Raw genomic sequence first — 18,163 nt, forward strand, 5'->3', positions numbered from 1 at the left:
AATCGACTAAAATAATGGGCTTTTAGAACCCGGCCTTCTTCCGCAGGGAAGAAGGCGGGAGCGCCTAAGCCAACGTGCGCTCGACGATGTCGCGCAGATCCGCCGATAGGTTTTCGGCATTGGCGATCGAAACCAGCACTTCCCGAGCCTGGGCTTGCCTGCCCGGTTCGAGCGAGCGCCATGACCTGAGCGCCGTCGCCAGCCTTGCCGCCACTTGCGGATTGCGCTTTTCAACCTCGAGCACCGTTCGTGCGAAGAAGCGGTAGCCTTCGCCGTCGGCGCGGTGAAAGCCGGTCTGGTTGGCGCTGGAGAATGTGCCGATCAACGAGCGCACCCGGTTCGGATTGCCCATCGAGAAGCCGGCATGAGCGGTCAGGGCGCGAACCGTCTCCACCGCCTGCGGCCCAGGCACGCTGGCCTGTATCTGGAACCATTTGTCCATCACCAGCGGGTCCGACGCATATGTCTGTTCGAAAGCCGCCAGCGCCTTGCTTGCCTCCGGCGATCCGTGGTGGCGATGCGCGAGCACGGCCAATGCGGCCGCCCGGTCGGTCATGTTGCTCGCGGACTGGAAATGCCCGGCCGCCAACGCCGCTCCACCTGGCAGCAGCGAGAGATAATCCAGCAGAATGTTGCGCAAGGCACGCCGTCCGGCACTCGCCGCGTCGGGGCTGAAAGCGCTCTTGTCGGCAAGGCTGTCGTAGAGGCCGGAAAATGCCTCGCCATTGGCCATGCCGATCGCCAGCGCAAGCGCCTGTCGGGCCGCATGGATGGCGTCGGGATCGATGTTCTTGCCGATGTCGCGGGCGATGTCGGCGTCTCCAGGCAGCGCCAGGGCCAGGGCCCGATAGGCTGGCTCCAGCGTCTCGTCGCTGGCGATGCTGCCGGCAAGCTCGGTCAGCCGTGGGGCGAAGTCCGGCTGTTTGCCGCCAAGGATCTGGCGGAAGGCAGCGATCAGAGCATCGGTCAACAGCGTGTTGAAGGCCTGCCAGCGCGAGAAGGCGTCGCTGTCATGGCGGGCGAGGAAGTACTGGTCGGCCGCCTTCTGCTCGGCCGACAGCGTCACCGGCGCCGAAAAGCCACGGTTGAGCGACACCGCCGGGCGCTCGGCCACGCCCGAGAAACGCACCACATGGCGACGCTTGCGGACATGGATGACGCCGTCCTCGACGTTGGCGCCCTCGACGCCGCTATACGCGACAGGTTTGCCGCCGGCGCCGATCAGGCCGAAGGCGAGCGGGATATGCATCAGCCGCTTGCGGCTTTCGGAGGGGGTCGGCGGCACCGACTGCTCGATCTCAAGCGTGAATTCCTGTGCGGCCGGATTGTGCGTCGAACTTACCGTCAGGTTGGGTGTGCCCGCCTGATGATACCATAGCGCGAATTGCGACAGGTCGCGGCCGGACGCGTCCTCGAACACCTTTATGAAATCCTCGATGGTCGCGGCCTCGCCGTCGTGGCGTTCGAAATAAAGGTCCATGCCGGCGCGAAAGACCTCGGCTCCGAGAATGGTGCGGATCATGCGCACCACTTCGGAGCCTTTCTCGTAGACCGTCGCCGTATAGAAATTGTTGATCTCGCGGTAGCGGCGCGGCCGCACGGGATGCGCCAGCGGGCCCTGGTCCTCGGGAAACTGGTGGGCCCGCAGCGTGCGCACCTCGGCTATACGCTTGACCGCGCGCGAGCGCTGGTCGGCGGAGAATTCATGATCGCGGAAGACCGTCAGCCCTTCCTTCAGGCAAAGCTGGAACCAGTCGCGGCAAGTGATTCTGTTGCCTGTCCAATTGTGGAAATATTCATGCGCGATGATCGCCTCGATATTGGCGAAATCGGCGTCCGTCGCCGTCTCCTGGTCGGCCAGCACGTATTTGTCGTTGAAGATGTTGAGACCCTTATTCTCCATCGCGCCCATGTTGAAGTCCGACACGGCGACGATGTTGAAGACGTCGAGGTCGTACTCGCGGCCAAACGCCTCCTCGTCCCATTGCATCGACCGCTTCAGCGCGTCCATGGCGTAGCCGGCGAGCGCCTCCTTGCCGGGCTCGACATAGATGCCGAGCTCGACCTTGCGGCCGGACATGGTGACGAAATTGTCGGCGACCTGGCCGAGATTGCCGGCCACCAGCGCGAACAAATAGGATGGTTTGGGGAAGGGGTCGTGCCATGTGGCGTAGTGCCAGCCTTCGGCGAGATCGCCGCTCTCGACCGGATTGCCGTTCGACAGGAGCAGCGGCGCTTCGTCGCGTCGCGCCTCGATGCGCACCGTGTAGACGGACAGGATATCGGGGCGGTCGAGGAAATAGGTGATGCGGCGAAAACCCTCCGCCTCACATTGCGTGCAGTACACGTTGTTCGATCGGTAAAGGCCCATCAAGGCCTCGTTGCCGGCTGGGGCCAGTTCGGTTTCGATCAGCAGTTGGAAACGAGGTGCCGCCGGCGGTTTGAGCAGGGTCAGTTGGTCGGGGCTCGCCAGCAGATCCGCCGGTCTCACCACCTTGCCGTCGACCTCGACGCGTTTGAGCGTCAACCCATCGCCGTCGAGCACCAGCGGAGCCGACGTGGATATGTCCTCGCGGCGTTCGACGGTCAGTATCGCGGTGATGACCGTTGCCTGCGGCGAAAGACGGAATTCAAGGTGGGTTTCCGGAATGAGGTAGTCGCTGGGGCGATAGTCCTCGAGTTTGAAGACCTGGCCGGTATCGGTGCGCATTCCCTGGCTTTTCCTGTCTTTTCCGGGGACCGGACATGATCTGACCGGTCCAAAAATTCGAAGTCCGCGCTCTTTACACGAAACACTCCCTCGACAAAACTGCGGCAGGGCCTAATTCAGGTCATCCTTTCCTTGTCGCGAGGCAGTCATGACGGCCGTCACACCGAAATTCGGGATGGGCGCTTTCGTTCGGCGCCCCGACAATTTCCCGTTCTGCCATTTCGAGAACCGCAACGTGTCCTCGACCGCGGGCAGAGACGCATTGCCAAAGTGACATCAGGAGCGGGGGCGCAACCAGAGACGACGGGCGGCCACGGCACGCTGAGAGGCATCGTGCTGAAGATCGTCTCCGTGGCGGTTTTTGTCGGCATGCAAACCTGTATCAAGGCGGCGGGCGATGTGCCTGCCGGGCAGATCGTCTTCTTCCGTTCCTTCTTCGCCATCTTCCCGATCATTGTCTTCCTGACGTTGAAGGGACATCTGGCCACGGCATTCGTCACGAAACGTCCCTTCAACCACGTCGCGCGTGGCGTCGTCGGCGTCGGTGCCATGGGGCTCGGCTTTTTCGCGCTCACCAGGCTGCCTCTTCCCGAGGCGATCACCCTGAACTATGCACAGCCGCTGCTGGTCGTGGTGTTCTCGTCGGTCTTCCTTGGCGAGACGATCCGCGTCTATCGCTGGAGCGCTGTCGCGATCGGCCTCATTGGCGTGCTCGTCATTTCCTGGCCGGAACTGACGCTGCTCAATTCGGATGAAGGTCTCGACGACCAGGAGGTCCTGGGCGTCATGGCCGCGCTGGCGGCCGCGGCAATCTCGGCTATCGCCATGCTGTTGGTGCGCAATCTCGTGCAGACGGAGAAGACGGCGACCATCGTGCTATGGTTCTCGTCGACGGCGAGCGTGCTCTCGCTGCTGACGCTGCCCTTCGGCTGGCAATCGCTGACGCCAATACAAGCCACGTTGCTCATCGTCGCCGGCTTTTGTGGCGGCCTCGGCCAGATCTTGATGACCGCGGCCTACCGTCATGCCGAAGCCTCGGTCGTGGCGCCTTTCGAATACACCTCGATGATCCTCGGCGTCGTGGTCGGCTATTTCGTTTTCGGCGACGTGACCTCGCCCGCCACGCTGGTCGGTGGCGTGATCGTGGTCGCCGCCGGCATCTTCATCATCTGGCGCGAACGGCAGCTGGGTCTGGAGCGGACGCGCACCCGTAAGGCGGCCTTGCCGCAAGGGTGATCAGGCCCGTTCCTTCGCCAAGCGTACCAGCATCGCCCGTGTCTGCTCATCGGCCGGGAAAAAGGATTCGATCGCCAGTTCCGAAAGGGTGACATCCAGTGGCGTGCCAAACACGGTGATGGTGCTGATGAAGGAAAGCACCGTATCGCCATGGGCAAGCCGCAGCGGATGCACGATCGCATTCGGCTCGACCGGCGCCGGCCGGCTGCTCTGCAGGCCAGAGGGGTAGCCGCGAAGCTCTTGCTCCAATGCCACCAGCACCGGGTCACCGGCGGCATCGTTCTGATGCCTCAGCCGTTCGAGCAGGTGGGTGCGCCATTCCTGGAGGTTGACGATGCGCGGTGCCACACCACCTGGGTGCAGGCTGAGCCGCAGCACATTGACGGGTGGCTGGAGCAGAGAGGGCTCGGAAACATCGGCCAGGAATGGCCCGATCGCCGTGTTCGCCGCAACCAGGTTCCAGTGCCGGTCCACCGCCAATGCCGGAAACGGCTCATGCCCCTTGAGCACCATCTCGACCGCCGCCATTGCCGGTGCCAGCGTCGTGTCGGTGAGCGACCGTTCGCTGAAGCTCGGCGCGAAGCCCGCGGCCAGCAGCAATTGATTGCGCTGCCGCAGTGGGATCGCAAGCTGCTCGGCCAGATGCAGCACCATGTCGCGCGAGGGTGCGGCACGCCCGCTTTCGACGAAGGAGAGATGCCGTTGCGAGATCTCGGCCTCCAGGGCGAGGTCGAGCTGGCTCATGCGGCGGCGCGTGCGCCATTCGCGGATCAGGCTGCCGGCGGAGGTTTGGGGCGCTGTCATGCAGGACGACTAGGCTGACGCTGAATGTATTTCAATTACCTGCAAGGTCATCGCTAGCTCACTTCCCTAAGCTTCGCCTTCACCTCGAGAAAATCCCGCCATGCGAGCTTCTTGTGCGCGGGCGTGCGCAAGAGATAGGCCGGGTGCAGTGTCGGCATGGCCGGAATGGCAATGCCGGAACCCGTGGTGTGGATGCGCCAGTTGCCGCGCAGCCGCAGGATTCCTTCCGAGGTGTTGAGCAAGGTCTTGGCCGACGGGCCGCCGAGATTGATCAGCACCTTGGGATTGACCAGCTCGATCTGACGCTCGATGAACGGCCGGCAGATCTCGGTTTCGTGCGGCGTCGGCGTGCGGTTGCCGGGTGGGCGCCAGGGAATGACATTGGCGATGTAGACCGAGCTACGGTCGAGGCCGATCGCCGCCAGCATCCGGTCGAGCAGGCGGCCCGAGCGGCCGACGAAGGGCAGTCCTTCAATGTCCTCGTCACGGCCGGGGGCTTCACCGACCAGCATGACTGCCGCTTGCGGGTTGCCGTCGGCGAAAACGAGATTCTTGGCGGTCGCCTTGAGATTGCAGCCCTCGAAAGCGGCCATGTGCTGGCGTAATTCGTCCAGCGACATTGCCGCGGTCGCCAGCTGGCGCGCCAGCGCCGCCTGCGCTTCGTCGGGCACGGCCGAGGTGGGCGGGCGCGGGGCCGGAGCATCCGGCAAGGCGCGCGCATCGAGGCGCGGTGGACCCGTGGCCGGCTCCGGTGCCTTGCTTTCGCGTGGCGCCGCCGCCGGCGTGCGCTCCGCCGGCTTCGGCACGGCCTCCGCGAACCGATTGACCGGCGCATCCTCCAACGCCTCGTCAACACCCGCGCTGGCATAGAAGGCGAGCAGATCGGCCAAATCGACCGGATTGTTGGGAGAGGCGGCAGTCATGGCCGCACCATCGTCCGGGCGGGACCAATTTGCAACCTCGGCGAAGTCGGTCGCGGCAGCCAATCCCGCTTGCCAAGGCGAGGTCGCGGTCTAGCCAGTGGGTATGCGTGGATCCTGAACCAAATAGAAGGTCCATCGCGGCGTGTAGTCGGTCATCAGGAATTCGAAGCTGGCGGTCTTCAGCGGGTCCACCTTGCCGTTTTTGAACAGCAGCCGGTCATAGGGCTCGAAATCGCGGTCGAAATCGGCGAAATTGCTCGACCAGATATTGTCGGGCGTCTTGTTGCGCTGGTCGAACGAAAGCCCGTCTCCGAACACGCTTGGCTGGTCCAGTATTTCCTGAAGCTCGAACTGGAACTCGATCCAGGCCTGGCCGCTGTTGTTGAGCGCGTCGATGCGCATATACATGATGCCATTGGCGAACTCGGCTGCTCTGCCGAATGCCTGGATCGGCTTTGTGGTGCGGATGGTCAGCGTCACGGGTGTCGCCGAATTCAGCTCTTCGGTGATGACCAGCGGATCGTCCTTGGTTCCGATGCCGGAGGCTCCGGTGATGCGGAAACCGCCAAGCTCGTCGGAGAACGAGTACGCGCCTGTCGCCCAGACCTTCACTTCATCCGCGACGGCATGACCCGGGCTCAACGCCAGAAGGGCCAAAATAAGCGCCCGGCAGGCCCGGCCGGGCGTTGATGGAAAGCGCGTCGAAGAGAAGCCGCCTGGCCCGGGAATGCGCATGGCGGGAAGTATGGCCGATAAGCAAGCCGTCGAACAATAAAAAACGCAAGCCTGGCGGGTCGCGCGGCGCGGAAATGGCTTCTCTGCCGCGGAAAGCGCGACTTTTTGGCCAAATCGGCATTGTCACGTATGCGCCGGTTTCATGTCGCCAATTGATGCGCTATGCAGCGCAGGAGCCAGCAAGATACGCCAACGGCGGCAAGCCAGTGCGGAGGGGTTGATGAGCGATATCGAACGCGAAAGCATGGAATTCGACGTGGTCATCGTCGGTGCCGGACCGGCCGGCCTTGCCGCGGCCATCCGCCTCAAGCAGGTCAATCCCGAGCTCTCCGTCGTCGTGCTGGAAAAGGGCGGCGAAGTCGGCGCCCACATCCTGTCGGGTGCCGTCGTCGATCCGATCGGCATCGACCGGTTGCTGCCTGGCTGGCGCGAGGAGGATGGTCATCCCTTCAAGACGCCGGTCATGGCGGACCATTTCCTGGTGCTCGGCCCCGCCGGTTCGTTCCGCCTGCCCAACATCTTCATGCCGCCGCTGATGAACAACCACGGCAACTATATCGTCTCGCTCGGCAATGTCTGCCGCTGGCTGGCTGGCAAGGCCGAGGCGCTCGGCGTCGAGATCTACCCAGGCTTTGCCGCGGCCGGCCTGCTCTACAATGAAGAAGGTGCCGTCACCGGCGTCGTCACCGGAGACATGGGCGTCGAGAAGGACGGCACGCATGGTCCAGGCTTCGCGCCGGGCATGGCGTTGATGGGCAAATATGTGCTGATCGGCGAAGGCGCGCGCGGTTCGCTGGCCAAGCAGTTGATCGCTAGATATAAACTCTCCGATGGCCGCGAGCCCGGCAAATACGGCATCGGCCTCAAGGAACTCTGGCAGGTCAAGCCGGAGAACCATCGGCCGGGTCTGGTGCAGCATTCCTTCGGCTGGCCGCTGGACATGAAGACTGGCGGCGGTTCGTTCCTCTATCATCTGGAGGACAACCAGGTGGCGGTCGGCTTCGTCCTCCACCTCAATTACAAGAATCCCTATCTGTCGCCTTTCGAGGAATTCCAGCGCTTCAAGACCCATCCGGCGATCGCGGGCACGTTCGACGGCGCCAAGCGCCTGGGCTACGGCGCGCGCGCCATAACCGAGGGCGGCTGGCAGTCGGTGCCGAAATTGTCGTTCCCGGGCGGTGCGCTGATGGGGTGCGCGGCGGGCTTCGTCAACGTGCCGCGCATCAAGGGCTCCCACAATGCGGTGCTGTCGGGGATGCTGGCGGCCGAGCATGTCGCCGAGGCGATCGGCGCCGGCCGTGCCAATGACGAGCTTTCCGCCTATGAGGATGCCTGGCGGGCGACCGACATCGGCAAGGACCTGAAGAAGGTGCGCAACGTCAAGCCGCTGTGGTCGCGCTTCGGCACCATCATCGGCGTCAGCCTCGGCGGCCTCGACATGTGGCTGAACACGCTGTTCGGCGTCTCGCCCTTCGGCACGCTGAAGCACGGCAAGGCCGACTATGCCACGCTCGAGCCGGCCGCCAAGCACAAGAAGATCGTCTATCCGAAGCCGGATGGCGTGCTGACCTTCGACCGCCTCTCCTCGGTGTTCCTGTCCAACACCAATCACGAGGAAAACGAGCCGGTCCATCTGCTGGTCGGCGACATGGACCTGCAGAAACGCTCGGAACATGATGTCTTTGCCGGACCTTGCACTCGCTATTGCCCGGCCGGCGTCTACGAATGGGTCGACAAGGACGGCAACGCCGCCGCCGATCCGCAGGCTAAGGATGTGCGCTTCGTCATCAACGCGCAGAACTGCGTCCACTGCAAGACCTGCGACATCAAGGACCCGAACCAGAACATCAACTGGGTGCCCCCGCAAGGCGGTGAAGGACCGGTCTACCAGGGCATGTGACCCCTGCGCCGCCGGGCCGTCCAGGGCGCGGCAGCAAAATTGCAGCGGAGTTCTGGCTGCGAGAGCATGCAGCGCAGCAGAACCGTTGAAACTATCACCGGCTTATGGTTCCCTTCTCCGGGGACAAGGAGAAGGCCGATGCGCCGGACAGTTCTGACATGCCTCGCCGTCATCGGGACACTGTGCGCGCCTGAGGCCTTGGCCGGCACCAGGGCAATCGTCCAGACGCGGACCTACGACATCACGGGAAACTCGGGTACGGCCTTCATCGACGCGATGGACAGCAAGGGGCCCAAGCACGGCTTCATGACGCATGCCATAGCCACAACCGCCTATACGGTCGACTGGGATCTCGGCGGAGGCCAGGACAACGGCGTCTGCCGGCTGCGGCGGGTCAACGGCACGCTCAATCTGTTCTACACCTTCCCTCGCGTCGGCTCGCCCATGGCGCCGACGTTGAAGAGGCGTTGGAACAGGTTTTTCGCCGGTGTTCGCGCCCATGAGGAAACACATGGGCGCATCGCCAGGGAGATGATGCGCGTGACAGAAAGGTCGATAACTGGCCTGCGGGTCGCCAACGACCCGTCATGCGACAAGGCGCGCGGCGAGGCTCGGCTTCGCATCAAGGCCGTTTATGCAGAATATGAGGCGAGGCAAAACGCCTTCGATCGGCGTGAGCATCGCGATGGCGGCCATGTCGAACATCTGATCGCTGCCTTGATCGGGAAACCTTGAACGAGCAATCCGTTCGCCATCTCAAACGCTTCGCCGCGGCGCGGGTGCTCCATTCGTTGATGCGTCAGCCCTGCGGCTCAGCAGGCAAATCGTGCGCCGCGAGCGCGGTGGCGTGCCCATCCTCAGGCTGTTTCTCATCGGACCGGACCGAGAATTCGACCAGCACCGGCAGGTGGTCGGAGCCGGCATCTTCCAGCCGCGTCGAAGACAGGATCGTCACGCCGCCTTTGCTGAACACCTGATCGATCGGCAGGCCTGCATAGCGGCGCAGGAAGTCGGGCAGCGTCCGGTGGATCCACGTCGGGCCGGCGGAAGGCATGAGTGTCAGCCCGCCGAGAGCCGCGACCCGCCGCACTGCGGCACTCCACGGCACGGCGTTGCAATCGCCTGCCATGATCGCGGTCTCGCCGAGCGCGGCCAGTGGCTGCGCCAGTTCGCCGATCTGCCAGTATTGCTCCTTCGGCCAGGGCCAGCTCAAATGAATCGCGGCGACATCGACATCGGTGCCGCCGAAGTCGACCGTGGCGATGGCCATCGCGCCGCGCGGCTCGCAGCGCGGCGCGGCGTCGGCGGCAAAGGGCCGGCGCGACAGCAGCGCCACGCCGAACATGCCGTTTGGGTAGGGGCAGAGGATTCGGTAGGGGTAGGCGCTGGCGATGTAGCCAAGCTCGGTCGTCCACATCTGCGACACCTCGTCGAGCGTGATCACGTCCGGATTGGTGCGGCCGATCAGTGAGAGCACTTTCTTCGGTGTCGCGTTGTTGAAGCGCAGATTCATCTGCAGCAGGCTGTAGACGATCTGGCCGGTCGGCTTGGCGGCCGCCTGTTGTGGCCACCATTTGGGCAGCGCACCCGTCGTTGTGGCCAGGCAGGAAATGGCGAAAAGCAGTCCACCCGCCGCTTGCAGCCGAAACGAGCTGGCGAGCAGCGGCAGCGCCAGAAGTGCCATCAGCACGCTGAGATGAATGCGGAAATGCGAGAAGGAATCGAACGCCGGGTGCAGTGCGCCGAAAAATCCGGCCAACAAAGCGGCCGACAATGCCGTCATCGCCAGGAATGCCAGCCCAGCCGTCATGTTCAAGCGCGCGCCTGTTGCCATTGAGGTCGTGTCTGCGAGGTTGTATCCGCTGAATGCCGCCTGTCGGTCCGTTCGATTTGCTTATCGGCCAAATTGCGGTCTGAGCAAGACGACGAATTGCCTCGCCGAGGCTTCGCGGTCGCCTACTGGAATGCCGTTTCCGAAAAGCTCCGGAGCTTGCGCGAATGCAGCCGCTCCATCGGCATCTCCGCCAGCTTCTCCATCGCCCTGATGCCGATAGTCAGGTGCTGCGCCACCTGCCGCTTGTAGAATTCGGTTGCCATGCCAGGCAGCTTCAACTCGCCATGCAGCGGCTTGTCGGAAACGCACAGCAGCGTGCCGTAGGGGACGCGGAAGCGGAAGCCATTGGCGGCGATGGTCGCCGATTCCATGTCGAGCGCAATGGCGCGCGACTGCGACAGGCGCTGCACCGGTCCGCGCTGGTCGCGCAGTTCCCAGTTGCGGTTGTCGATGGTGGCGACGGTGCCGGTACGCATGATGCGCTTCAAATCATAGCCCGACAGGCCGGTGACCTCGGCGACGGCTTCCTGCAGCGCGACCTGGATCTCGGCCAGCGGCGGGATCGGCACCCAGACCGGAAGATCGTCGTCCAGCACGTGGTCCTCGCGCACATAGGCATGCGCGAGCACATAGTCGCCGAGCGCCTGGGTGTTGCGCAGCCCGGCGCAGTGACCAAGCATCACCCAGGCATGTGGCCGAAGCACCGCGACATGGTCGGTGATGGTCTTGGCGTTGGAAGGACCCACGCCGATATTGACCATGGTGATGCCGCCATGGTTCGGCTTCTTCAGATGGTAGGCCGGCATCTGCGGCAGGCGCTGTGGCGCTACGCCTTCGCTGGGCGCGCTCTGCCCGGCCCGGGTGATAACGTTGCCAGGTTCGACAAATTCCGTGTAGCCGTCACCGCCCTTTTCCATCAGGTCGCGGGCGCGGGCGACGAACTCGTCGATATAGAATTGATAGTTGGTGAACAGCACGAAGTTCTGGAAATGCTGCGGGCTGGTTGCGGTGTAGTGCGTCATGCGGTGCAGCGAATAGTCGATGCGCTGCGCCGTGAACGGCGCCAGCGGCCGGGGCTCGCCGAAGGCCACTTCGAACGTGCCATTGGCGATCTGATCGTCGGTGCCGTCGAGATCCGGCACGTCGAACAGGTCGCGGATCGGCCGCTTGATCCGTTCGGCAGCGGCGCCGTCGACATAGGTGCCTTCCAGGAAAGCGAAATGCAGCGGGATCGGCGTGGTCGATTCCGAGACGGTTACCGACACGCCGTGATTGCGCATGATCAGCCGAAGCTGCTCGATGAGGTAGGTCTCGAACAGGTCCGGCTGGGTAACCGTGGTGGCGAAATGCCCTGGTGTTGGCATGTGGCCATAGGCCTGGCGCGAGTCGACCTGGGTGAACGAACTCGTGGTGACGCCGATCTCGGGGTAGAAGGCCCGGTAGCGCTTGCTGCTGTCGCCGCCGGCGGCTAGGGCCGCGAAGGAATCGCGCAGAAACTTGGTATTGCGGTCGTAGAGCACCTGCAGCGCGGCAACGGCCTTTTCGGCGTTATCGAAGCTTTGCCGGCCAAAGGGCTCGGGCATGACGACAGATTCGATGGCTTGGGGATAGATTCGCTTTTCCATGGCTCAATATAGAGACTTGGACGGGCGGTTGGGAGGGGGCTCGCCGCCGAAGGCGCTCAAAGCGCGCTTTTTTCTTCAACCCCGCTGCAGGCTGACCAGCAGCACGAACCCGACGCCGGACTTTCTGAGCGCCGGCGCCTCGATCGTCGAGCCGCTATCGGCGCGCATCATCGGCACCGCCAGGACCGGAGCGGCCAGAAGTATCAGGATGAGCGCCGCCCGCGGCAGGAGCCGGAGGGTCTTGGAGAGGTTGGCGGCGATGCGGTTCATGATCTCTGGGCTTTTCTTTTCGAGGTCCGGTTCTCTGTTTCAGTGACGAAAATCGGTCGGGCAGGCGAGGTGGCACATTCTGGCGGCGTCGTCCCAGGAGCGCGAACGGCCCGCTTCGGCGACGAGGATGGCGAAGAGCATTCCAAACAGGCTCATCAGCAGGCAGACGATGGTGAAGCGGCGAGCAAGCATTGGGTCCGTGTCTCCTTCAACACGCATGAGAATGCCCTGACGCCTCTGAACCGGCTCTGATGCCGGCGTTCATCTGCCGTTCAAATTGATTGAAGGGATGTTGACTGGGTTGCGGCAACCAGAATGCCGACCGAGCGCTGCCTGCTCGTCGACAGAACGGAAACGGGGCCCGCCAGGCCCCGTTTAGAGATCACACGGAAATGGTCGCTTAGAGTTTGTGCCAGGTCTGGCTCTTGCAGATCAGTCCGCCGAGCACGCAACCGCTCATCTTGAGCGAGGCGCCCGACAAGGTTGCCTTGCCCGAATAGGTCTTGTCATTTGCCGGATCGGTGATGTTGCCGGTGTATTTGTTGTCGCCGGCCGCCTTGAGCGAGCCGATGGTCTTGCCGGCATATTTGCCTGATTTGAGCGTGATGGAGAACGAGCTGCTGCCTGAAATGGCAGCGGTGTCGCCGGCTTGCGTTTTCCAGTTGCCCTCGATCGGATCGGCCCACGCCGCGCCGCTCAGGATCAAAGTGGCCGCCAGGGCCAGGCTCACTTTTCGAGACATGTCTTCCTCCCTTTGGATAGCCGGCCGAATGCTCCGCCTCGCCGGTCTGCCGCTTACGCAAACGTAAGCTAATCCAGCTTCCGTCAAAACGAAAGCGGTGCCGCGACGGAAGGTTTTGGCATTTCGAAAGCGCCTGAATTCGCCCTGTCGGCCCGGAAATGAAAACGACCAGCGCCTCGTGTTTGCTTTCGAGGGTTAGCAGAGTGTTGACCGCGCGCTCGAAAATTTTCGTCAAATTTGGCGAAAACCAGCTGAATTGCTGGCTTCGTATCCTTAACGAATTTTCGCGTTTACCTCTTGTTTTAGCTTTGTTTTCCTCAAATTAAGCACGCCATTTAACGACGGATTCAAGCCTGCGCGGCATTCTCGAAAGCATCGAAAGAGCGGCCCGGACAAGACGAACGGAGGCAGCTCTCGGGAGCCAGACAGGGGACTAAAAATGGCACGTTTTGAAATGCTTGAAGCAGGCTTCGGCGCCATGGGGGCAACTGCCCAGGCCGACATTCTTTTCGAATTGGGCATGATGTATGCGACCGGCCGCGATTGCGAAACCGACGTCGTTGCCGCCCACAAATGGTTCAACATCGCCGCCATCAAGGGATCGGCCCGCGCCGCCGAGTTGCGCTCGGAACTCTCGGCGGCCATGTCGAAGGTCGAGATCGCCAAGGCGCTGCGCGAAGCCCGCGAATGGATGACCATGCACTGAGTTCCGCCAGACGGGGACGCTCCGGCCAAGACCGCAGAAAGACGGTCGGGCCAACAGGGAAAAGGCTGCGCAGACAGCCAGGCCACGGCCATCGACAACGAGAATGCGGCACGCCGACAGGTCCAAGCCGCGCGACGGACCATGATCCCGAAGACTCCGGTTTTCGGAAGGATCATGGCCAACAGGAAGACAGGAAAGGTGGGTTGGGTTCACAGCGCGGGGGCGCCGGGGAAACAGCCTGACCGGCAAAAAAAGCCACGACCGGCCGGAACAAGGCTGGCGTGGCTTTTTGCGTGGATGAGGCCGCGCAGGCCCAATCGAGTGGCGCCAATGCGCCTAGACAGGTCCGATGAAGGATGAAATTGTCCCGCCTCTCTGGAAGAAGCGCGGCCGGGCGGCCGCGCGTGAGTGGAGGAGTTCTATTGTCATGAAAAAAATGAGTGTTTTGAGCGCGGCCATTTTCGGCCTGATGATGAGCGCGCCGGTCGCGTTCGCCGATGACATCACCATCTCGGTGGTCGGCCCGATGACCGGACAGCTCGCCACCATCGGCGATCAGTTCAAGCAGGGCGCACAGGCCGCCGCCGATGCCATCAACGCGGCTGGCGGCGTCAACGGTTCCCAGATCAAGCTCGACATCGAGGACGACCAGTGCGATCCCAAGCAGGCGGTGTCGGTCGCCAATCGCATCGTCGCCAACAGCGTCAAGTTCATCGACGGGCATGCCTGCTCGGGTTCCAGCATTCCGGCCTCGGCGGTCTATGCCGAAGCCGGCGCGCTGATGATGAGCCCGGCTTCCTCGAACCCGGTGCTGACCGATGCGGCCGCCAAGGCCGGCTGGTCGACGATCATGCGTCTCTATACGCGTGACGACGCACAGGGCGCCTTCATCGGCCCGTGGATCGCCAAGAAATACGCCGGCAAGAACGTCGTCATCCTGCACGACAAGAGCGCTTACGGCCAGGGCGTGGCTGATGCCGTCAAGGCGACCATGAATGCCGGTGGCCTCAAGGAGGTCTATTATGACGCCATCAACCCCGGCGAGAAGGACTATTCGGCGCTTGTCACCAAGCTGAAGGATCTCAAGGCTGATGTCGTCTATTTCGGCGGCTACCACCCCGAGGCGGGCCTGATCCTGCGTCAGTCGGCCGAACAGAATTTCAAGTTCCAGCTGATCATGCCGGACTCGATCGCGTCGCCGGAATTCTGGCAGGTTGCCGGCCCGGCCGGCGAGGGCACGATGTTCGTGTTCCCGTCGGATCCGCAGGCAAAGCCGGAAGCCAAGGCAGCCGTCGAAAAGATCAAGGCCGGCGGCTTCGTGCCGGAAGGCTTCACGCTGTTCTCCTATGCCGTGGTCCAGGCATTCGCCGAAGGCATCAAGCGTGCTGGCAGCGATGATCCGGCCAAGGTTGCCGAGGCGCTGAAGAATGGCACGGCGATCAGCACCGTTGTCGGCGACGTCACCTTCGACGAGAAGGGCGACCTCAAGAATGCCAGCTACGACATCAACCAGTGGCATGACGGCAAGTACGCGCCGATCGCGCAGTAATCGCCCTGGCACTCGGGTAATCCAAGGGAATGGCCGGGTTCGTCCCGGCCATTTCAGTTTGCGGTCGCTCCTTCTATCCGCCGGCGGCCGCGGTGCATGCGTTCTGGTCCTCGGCGAACCGCACCAGCACCGCGCCGTCGGTGACCTGTGCGCCTTCCCCGGCGATCTCGGCGATCACCCCGTCATGCGGGGCGGCGATGGTGTGCTCCATCTTCATCGCCTCGAGGATCAGCAGAGGTTGCCCTTTGATCACAGCGTCGCCTTTCGCCACGCGCACAAGCTTGACCAGGCCCGGCATTGGCGCGCGCAGGCTGCCGGTGGCCGCTTCATCGCTCCTGGCCAAGGGGTCCGGCACCGCGAAAATATAGCCGACGGCGCCTTCGAACACCGTGATGTGGCCAGGCCAGCGGGCGAGGCGGGGAACGGTGCGAATATCATGCGAACTGGTGCTGTCATAAGGCGCATCGAGCGCCACCTGGAAGCGCCCGTCCGATCGCACTGAAATCTTTGCCTGAATGGCTTCATCGCCGAACGTCAGCCGCATGCGCCGCGCCACGCCGTGGAAATGCGCATAGCCGGCGAGTGCCGACCATGGGTCGTTCGACGGCGGCAATGCTCCGGCACCCGAGGCCGCCATGGCGGCAGCCGAGATGATCTCGCCGGTCGGCGGTGCGACCGCCGTCAACGCCTCCTGGTGTCTGCCAATCAGGCCGGTATCGATGTCTTCAGCCGCAAAATCCGGATCGGCGGCAAGAGCGGCAAGAAAAGCGGTGTTGACGGTGGAGCCGGCAATCTCGGTTTGCGCGAGCGCGGTGCGGAGCGCTTCCAGCGCCTGCCGTCTGTCTCCGGCATGAACGACCAGCTTCGCGATCATCGGGTCGTAGTAGGGCGAGATGGCATCGCCAGCCCGCACGCCGGTCTCGATGCGCATCGCGGCGCCTTCGGGGACAACGTCCGGAAATCTAAGGTGGTGCAGCGTGCCTGTCGCCGGCAGAAACCCCTTGGCCGCATCCTCGGCATAGATGCGCGCCTCGAAAGCATGGCCGCAAAGCGTGATCTCGCTCTGTGTCTTCGGCAGTTTTTCGCCGCTGGCGACCCGTAACTGCCATTCGACGAGATCGGTGCCGGTGACCATCTCGGTGACCGGATGCTCTACCTGCAGCCGGGTGTTCATTTCCATGAACCAGAAGCGATCGGCCTCGAGGCCTTGCGAGGCGTCGACGATGAATTCGATGGTGCCGGCGCCGGAGTAGTTGATTGCCTTGGCGGCTTTTACCGCCGCCTCGGTCATTGCCTTGCGCAAAGCCGGCGTCATGCCGGGGGCGGGGGCCTCCTCGATTACCTTCTGATGGCGGCGTTGCGCCGAACAGTCGCGCTCGTAGAGATGCACCGCATTGCCGAAATTATCGCCGAACACCTGCACTTCGATATGGCGCGGCTTGTCGACATATTTCTCAACCAGCACGCGGTCGTCGCCGAAAGCGGCCTTTGCTTCGCGCCGGGCGCTGGAGAGTGCCTCGGAAAAGTCATCGGGATGCTCGACGCGGCGCATGCCCTTGCCGCCGCCGCCAGCGCGCGCCTTGATCAGCACGGGATAGCCGATCTCGCGGGCCTTTGACGCAAGCAGCACGATTTCCTGTGCCTCGCCATGATAGCCCGGAACGACCGGAACGCCGGCTTTTTCCATCAGCCGCTTGGCGGCGTCCTTCAGCCCCATGGCGCGGATCGAGGTCGCCGACGGGCCGATGAAAATGAGGCCGGCCGCCACCACCTGGTCGACGAAATCGGGGTTTTCCGACAGGAAGCCGTAACCGGGATGGATAGCCTGCGCACCCGTGGCCAGGGCCGCGGCGACAATCCTGTCACCGCGCAGATAGCTCTCGCCGACGGGCGAAGGACCGATATGGACCGCCTCGTCGGCCATCTCGACATGCAGGGATCTCGCGTCGGCATCCGAATAGACGGCGACAGTGTGCACGCCCAGCTTGCGAGCCGTGCGGATGACGCGGCAAGCGATCTCGCCCCGATTGGCGATCAGGATTTTGCTGAACATGGAGCCTCCCGGGTCAGTATCGGGCGGCGCCATTTTGGTAGGCACCGGCCTATTTCGAAGCGGCGATCTCGCAGGCGCCGCCGGTGGTTACCTTGTAGTGCGCGCGCGTGGTCAGACAGGATTTCATAGCCAGTTCTTCCGCTGCCTTTTGTGACGGCGCGTTCAGATGCCCGCCGCAGATTATGTATGATGACATGATCCGGGCATAGGGCGTGGTGGCGTAGGCCGAATGGCCGCCGGCCGCCACATAGGCCTTGTAGGTCTTGGTACATGGATCTTTCAAATTTCGTGGCAAATAGGGCGGGAAACGCTTGTCTCCCTCGCTTCCCGCCAGCGATCCGGCCACGCCCGCGCCATGCGCGGCGGTTAGCAGCAATGCCGAAAGTATTAAAGTAGACACATTCCGTGAATATTTCCGTTTCATTCTCACCCCATCCCCATTGCAAAGTGCAGCAGGAGCGATAGCGAATATTCTCCGGCGCCGCCAGAGCTGCGGGATGAGCTCGCGATTTCGTGAGCGAACGAAAGGCCTGGTCTATAAAATTCAATCTCCACCCAATGTTGCCAGATGTTGTCGGTATAGTTCCGCCATCGCTTCGTCGAAGCAGCAGAAAACAACGATTTCGGGAAGCGCGTTGCGCTTGGTGAAGTCATTGACCTCATAGACGGCGACTTTGGCCGCGTCATCTTTCGGATAGCGGTATACACCGGTCGAGATGGCTGGGAACGCCACTGAGCGGCAATCATTGGCGACGGCTAGTTCAAGCGAACGCCGGTAACAGGACGCCAGCAGCTCGGCTTCGCCCTTACCGCCGCCCTGCCAGACGGGCCCGACAGTATGGATGACGTGTCGAGCCGGCAGCTTGTAACCCCTGGTTATCTTGGCATCGCCGACCTTGCAGCCATTGAGCATCCGGCACTCGAATTCGAGCTCGCGGCCTGCCGCGCGATGAATGGCGCCATCGACTCCACCGCCACCAAGAAGCGAAGTGTTGGCGGCATTGACGATGGCGTCTACGTCGAGCTTCGTGATGTCCCCGGTGTGGACTTGAATCCTGTCTTGGGCCTTGCTCATC

General features: G+C 63.0%; 17 protein-coding genes. 5 read left to right on the forward strand and 12 right to left on the reverse strand.

Features of this window, described 5'->3' with window-relative positions; translation table 11 throughout:
• Nucleotides 1–64 precede the first annotated feature (64 nt).
• Nucleotides 65–2,710 (reverse strand): aminopeptidase N, encoded by a 2,646-nt coding sequence (pepN, locus tag LB554_RS11015; RefSeq protein ID WP_224584529.1) that lies wholly within the window; start codon nt 2,708–2,710, stop codon nt 65–67.
• A gap of 270 nt (nt 2,711–2,980) precedes the next feature.
• Between pepN and LB554_RS11020 the strand changes: the two genes are divergently transcribed.
• Nucleotides 2,981–3,946, forward strand: a complete 966-nt coding sequence (locus LB554_RS11020) for a DMT family transporter (RefSeq protein ID WP_224584531.1) — start codon at nt 2,981–2,983, stop codon at nt 3,944–3,946.
• On the opposite strand, the gene LB554_RS11025 is transcribed toward LB554_RS11020, so the two are convergent.
• The 3 genes from LB554_RS11025 to LB554_RS11035 form a co-directional block, all read right to left on the reverse strand.
• Entirely contained in the window at nt 3,947–4,750 is an 804-nt protein-coding gene (locus LB554_RS11025) for a helix-turn-helix domain-containing protein (protein ID WP_224584533.1), read from the reverse strand.
• Between the two features lie 53 nt (nt 4,751–4,803).
• Nucleotides 4,804–5,673 (reverse strand): uracil-DNA glycosylase family protein, encoded by an 870-nt coding sequence (locus tag LB554_RS11030; RefSeq protein WP_224584535.1) that lies wholly within the window; start codon nt 5,671–5,673, stop codon nt 4,804–4,806.
• 90 nt (nt 5,674–5,763) lie between these two features.
• On the reverse strand, nt 5,764–6,408 hold the full coding sequence (locus LB554_RS11035) for a hypothetical protein (protein ID WP_224584536.1): 645 nt from the start codon (nt 6,406–6,408) through the stop codon (nt 5,764–5,766).
• Between the two features lie 220 nt (nt 6,409–6,628).
• On the opposite strand from LB554_RS11035, the gene LB554_RS11040 reads away from it, so the two are divergent.
• Complete coding sequence (locus LB554_RS11040; protein WP_224584538.1) at nt 6,629–8,308, forward strand: electron transfer flavoprotein-ubiquinone oxidoreductase; 1,680 nt, start codon at nt 6,629–6,631, stop codon at nt 8,306–8,308.
• Nucleotides 8,309–8,446: 138 nt separating this feature from the next.
• Entirely contained in the window at nt 8,447–9,043 is a 597-nt protein-coding gene (locus LB554_RS11045) for a DUF922 domain-containing Zn-dependent protease (protein WP_140823785.1), read from the forward strand.
• Nucleotides 9,044–9,107: 64 nt separating this feature from the next.
• On the opposite strand, the gene LB554_RS11050 is transcribed toward LB554_RS11045, so the two are convergent.
• The 5 genes from LB554_RS11050 to LB554_RS11070 form a co-directional block, all read right to left on the reverse strand.
• Nucleotides 9,108–10,118, reverse strand: a complete 1,011-nt coding sequence (locus LB554_RS11050; protein ID WP_224584715.1) for an endonuclease/exonuclease/phosphatase family protein — start codon at nt 10,116–10,118, stop codon at nt 9,108–9,110.
• Nucleotides 10,119–10,264: 146 nt separating this feature from the next.
• Nucleotides 10,265–11,725, reverse strand: a complete 1,461-nt coding sequence (locus LB554_RS11055; RefSeq protein WP_224584541.1) for an AMP nucleosidase — start codon at nt 11,723–11,725, stop codon at nt 10,265–10,267.
• Between the two features lie 117 nt (nt 11,726–11,842).
• On the reverse strand, nt 11,843–12,037 hold the full coding sequence (locus tag LB554_RS11060; RefSeq protein ID WP_015318605.1) for a hypothetical protein: 195 nt from the start codon (nt 12,035–12,037) through the stop codon (nt 11,843–11,845).
• A gap of 39 nt (nt 12,038–12,076) precedes the next feature.
• Nucleotides 12,077–12,229 (reverse strand): hypothetical protein, encoded by a 153-nt coding sequence (locus LB554_RS11065; protein ID WP_181174659.1) that lies wholly within the window; start codon nt 12,227–12,229, stop codon nt 12,077–12,079.
• A 208-nt stretch (nt 12,230–12,437) separates the two neighbouring features.
• Entirely contained in the window at nt 12,438–12,779 is a 342-nt protein-coding gene (locus LB554_RS11070; protein ID WP_140618524.1) for a DUF2147 domain-containing protein, read from the reverse strand.
• A gap of 439 nt (nt 12,780–13,218) precedes the next feature.
• Here LB554_RS11070 and LB554_RS11075 point away from each other — a divergent pair, with 439 nt between their 5' ends.
• The gene (locus LB554_RS11075) at nt 13,219–13,485 is read left to right on the forward strand and encodes a sel1 repeat family protein (protein WP_010915070.1); all 267 of its coding nucleotides are present in this window, start codon (nt 13,219–13,221) and stop codon (nt 13,483–13,485) included.
• Between the two features lie 427 nt (nt 13,486–13,912).
• Complete coding sequence (locus tag LB554_RS11080) at nt 13,913–15,034, forward strand: branched-chain amino acid ABC transporter substrate-binding protein (protein WP_015318602.1); 1,122 nt, start codon at nt 13,913–13,915, stop codon at nt 15,032–15,034.
• Between the two features lie 73 nt (nt 15,035–15,107).
• Here LB554_RS11080 and LB554_RS11085 read toward each other — a convergent pair whose 3' ends face one another.
• The 3 genes from LB554_RS11085 to LB554_RS11095 form a co-directional block, all read right to left on the reverse strand.
• Nucleotides 15,108–17,087, reverse strand: a complete 1,980-nt coding sequence (locus tag LB554_RS11085; protein ID WP_224584552.1) for an acetyl/propionyl/methylcrotonyl-CoA carboxylase subunit alpha — start codon at nt 17,085–17,087, stop codon at nt 15,108–15,110.
• A gap of 49 nt (nt 17,088–17,136) precedes the next feature.
• Nucleotides 17,137–17,511, reverse strand: coding sequence for a hypothetical protein (locus tag LB554_RS11090; protein WP_181171094.1), 375 nt, complete (start codon nt 17,509–17,511; stop codon nt 17,137–17,139).
• Between the two features lie 120 nt (nt 17,512–17,631).
• Nucleotides 17,632–18,162 (reverse strand): O-acetyl-ADP-ribose deacetylase, encoded by a 531-nt coding sequence (locus tag LB554_RS11095; RefSeq protein ID WP_224584554.1) that lies wholly within the window; start codon nt 18,160–18,162, stop codon nt 17,632–17,634.
• Between the last annotated feature and the right edge of the window lies 1 nt (nt 18,163).

The sequence above is a fragment of the Mesorhizobium sp. CO1-1-11 genome (assembly GCF_020164995.1).
GTDB lineage: Bacteria > Pseudomonadota > Alphaproteobacteria > Rhizobiales > Rhizobiaceae > Mesorhizobium > Mesorhizobium australicum.

What these genes read in the sequence shown, in the direction of transcription:
- LB554_RS11030 (WP_224584535.1), bottom strand. Translation starts at nt 5,673, where the DNA reads ATGACTGCCGCCTCTCCCAACAATCCGGTCGATTTGGCCGATCTGCTC.
- LB554_RS11050 (WP_224584715.1), bottom strand. Translation starts at nt 10,118, where the DNA reads ATGACGGCTGGGCTGGCATTCCTGGCGATGACGGCATTGTCGGCCGCT.
- LB554_RS11070 (WP_140618524.1), bottom strand. Translation starts at nt 12,779, where the DNA reads ATGTCTCGAAAAGTGAGCCTGGCCCTGGCGGCCACTTTGATCCTGAGC.
- pepN (WP_224584529.1), bottom strand. Translation starts at nt 2,710, where the DNA reads ATGCGCACCGATACCGGCCAGGTCTTCAAACTCGAGGACTATCGCCCC.
- LB554_RS11035 (WP_224584536.1), bottom strand. Translation starts at nt 6,408, where the DNA reads ATGCGCATTCCCGGGCCAGGCGGCTTCTCTTCGACGCGCTTTCCATCA.
- LB554_RS11040 (WP_224584538.1), top strand. Translation starts at nt 6,629, where the DNA reads ATGAGCGATATCGAACGCGAAAGCATGGAATTCGACGTGGTCATCGTC.
- LB554_RS11065 (WP_181174659.1), bottom strand. Translation starts at nt 12,229, where the DNA reads ATGCTTGCTCGCCGCTTCACCATCGTCTGCCTGCTGATGAGCCTGTTT.
- LB554_RS11095 (WP_224584554.1), bottom strand. Translation starts at nt 18,162, where the DNA reads ATGAGCAAGGCCCAAGACAGGATTCAAGTCCACACCGGGGACATCACG.
- LB554_RS11090 (WP_181171094.1), bottom strand. Translation starts at nt 17,511, where the DNA reads ATGAAACGGAAATATTCACGGAATGTGTCTACTTTAATACTTTCGGCA.
- LB554_RS11080 (WP_015318602.1), top strand. Translation starts at nt 13,913, where the DNA reads ATGAAAAAAATGAGTGTTTTGAGCGCGGCCATTTTCGGCCTGATGATG.
- LB554_RS11045 (WP_140823785.1), top strand. Translation starts at nt 8,447, where the DNA reads ATGCGCCGGACAGTTCTGACATGCCTCGCCGTCATCGGGACACTGTGC.
- LB554_RS11060 (WP_015318605.1), bottom strand. Translation starts at nt 12,037, where the DNA reads ATGAACCGCATCGCCGCCAACCTCTCCAAGACCCTCCGGCTCCTGCCG.
- LB554_RS11055 (WP_224584541.1), bottom strand. Translation starts at nt 11,725, where the DNA reads ATGCCCGAGCCCTTTGGCCGGCAAAGCTTCGATAACGCCGAAAAGGCC.
- LB554_RS11085 (WP_224584552.1), bottom strand. Translation starts at nt 17,087, where the DNA reads ATGTTCAGCAAAATCCTGATCGCCAATCGGGGCGAGATCGCTTGCCGC.
- LB554_RS11025 (WP_224584533.1), bottom strand. Translation starts at nt 4,750, where the DNA reads ATGACAGCGCCCCAAACCTCCGCCGGCAGCCTGATCCGCGAATGGCGC.
- LB554_RS11075 (WP_010915070.1), top strand. Translation starts at nt 13,219, where the DNA reads ATGGCACGTTTTGAAATGCTTGAAGCAGGCTTCGGCGCCATGGGGGCA.